This window comes from Lunatimonas lonarensis (assembly GCF_000390185.1).
Lineage (GTDB): Bacteria > Bacteroidota > Bacteroidia > Cytophagales > Cyclobacteriaceae > Lunatimonas > Lunatimonas lonarensis.
The window spans coordinates 1-2224 of record NZ_AQHR01000074.1; the positions used below are offsets into that span (position 1 = coordinate 1).

1 protein-coding gene is annotated in these 2224 nt (G+C 31.6%); it reads right to left on the bottom strand.

Annotated features, from left to right (window positions below; translation table 11 throughout):
* Positions 1 to 27 precede the first annotated feature (27 nt).
* Complete coding sequence (locus ADIS_RS12455) at positions 28 to 2193, bottom strand: hypothetical protein (RefSeq protein WP_010854886.1); 2166 nt, start codon at positions 2191 to 2193, stop codon at positions 28 to 30.
* Positions 2194 to 2224 lie beyond the last annotated feature (31 nt).

Here is a 2224-nt window from a genome sequence, read left to right on the forward strand (position 1 = left end):
TATTACCAAAACGATGGCTAGTTTAACTTAGTAAAGTAGAATTATAAAGTCTGCTGTTGCAAGTTCCCAATTACTCGGTCTAACTAATACAGATACTACATAATTTCCTTCATTAACTTGGTCTACCGCTTTTCTAGCTTGTGAAACTGCAAGTTTTAAACTCTTGTCCCAATTTGTCGGTGAAAGAGATTTTAGTTCAATGTAGAATGATTTTGAATTGACTGGATTTGATATTACTACATCTTGAGAGCCGACTCCTTGATAAATAATATTATAAGGTAAATTCACTGAACTAAATGCTTCAATGAAAGCTCTTTCTACTGCTTCGCCAATTTTTTTCTTAAATTCAAAATCGTCTTGCTCGTCTTTTAACTGTTGTGCAAGATTTTTTATTTCTTCAATACTTATTGATTTGGCTATTTCAGCTATTTCAGAAAGTTGTGTTAGACTTATGCCTGATTCTGCTAATGTAACCAAGTCATTAAGTTTTTCCTTGTTTGACAATAGTTTTACAATGTTTCCACCAACTTCTGAATCTTCAAGTGAAATGTTTACGAAAATTTTGTCCTTTTGAGAGATAAACCAATCGAAATATCTCTCAGCAACAAATTTGTTTTTACTGTCAGAGCACCAATGAATCAATTTTAGAATTGCTCCACTTTTTGTTGAAAATGCATTGTCAATTCGAAGTTTTTCAAGTTCTTCTTTTAGCTTGGTTGCAAGCTCTTCAATTGTTTTGGCAGGCAATTTCAGGCTTCTGAAATAGTCGCTAACCAAATATTTGTCCCAATCTTCTGCATTATTGAGTTCAAATAGTATTTTAATTAAATCATCGTCTAATGGATTTTCGCTCGTTCCGTAAGCAAAGATTTCATTTACAAAGGCACAGAAGTCACCTTTACGATTTGGAATTATGTTTCCAAATTCTAGTAAGGTTTTAAATTCCGAACTTTCTTGAAGTAATAACAAATGGTCAAGGAGCCATTTCTCTGAATTTTCAATCCCCAGGTTTGTAAGCTTCTTAGCTGCTTCAATTTTGTTGTGAAGTAACTTAATAAGTTGTCGTTTGGCTGGGTTGAAATTGAAATCAGAAATACCATTTATGACAATGGGTTGTTTTTCTGATTTAAAAAAGAGTTTAGCTGAATTAAAGAGTTTAGATTGAAACGAATCATTTGAGTTGGAGCTTGAAATACTTAATATGTCAAGCAATACAACTTCGGCATTTGCTCTATCAATATAAGTTCTTTGAACCTGACCGTATTGATTCTTTTCTTCATAGTTCAGGATTTTATTTATTTCATCAGAAATGTCTTTTATTGTTTTTGAAGCGTGGGAATTGTCAATTTGAATTAAATCCCTGTGAATTAATATGTCGTTCCAATCTTCATTTTTAAGTGATTTAAAGATTGAAATGAATTCGTTAGGTATTTTAGTTTCCTTCTCAATATAAATGTCGTCATTTAGGGATTTCAGAGTTCCCTTAATTGTTGGAATTATTTTATACTCCTTGAAATGCTTAATTAGCTCGTTGTCAATTAAGAATTTGTAGACCGAATTGAGCCATTGAATATTTGTATGTTGACTTCCTTGAAGGGATATATTCTCAAGTGTGATTTTAGATTGAATTTCTCTTACTAAATCTTCTATGGTATAAAATACCTTTTTTCCCCACGTTTCAATTTCAGATTCAATACCCAAATTGTCTTGCCAAGAACTCAAGTGCTCTTTTCTGCAAATCTTGTTAGCCCCAAAATAATTATTTAGTATTTCCCAAAATTGGTCGTTTTGTTCTTTTGTGCCAGGAAATTTGGGTATAACAGCATTCTTGATTTTAATTTTTTCCGAAGCTGTTTCTACTATTTCTTGTTCAATGAGAAAATGTCTATATGGTATTTGAATATTGTTTTTAAACCAATTAATTACTTCTATTTCAGTCAAAGCAGTTGGAATTCTACTTTGAGCTATCAGGCTTAAATTTTTTGCATTGTTTGTTTTAAGCCATTCTACGAATAATTGAGCTTTGTTTATTGCGTGAATAAAAATGTCACGGTTTACTAATACACTATTACTTGCTGTGTCGGTTAGTAAAACACTATCTCTTTTTTCAGTTGGGAAAAAATTTAGACCATTAAGGATAAATGGAAAATAAAAGTGCTCTGTTCCGACTAATGGGAAATCGAGACTGTTCATTTAAGTGTGTCTGCTAAATTTACATAAAATG

Coding starts and splice junctions, on each gene's coding strand:
- ADIS_RS12455 (WP_010854886.1), bottom strand. CDS start 2,193: ATGAACAGTCTCGATTTCCCATTAGTCGGAACAGAGCACTTTTATTTT.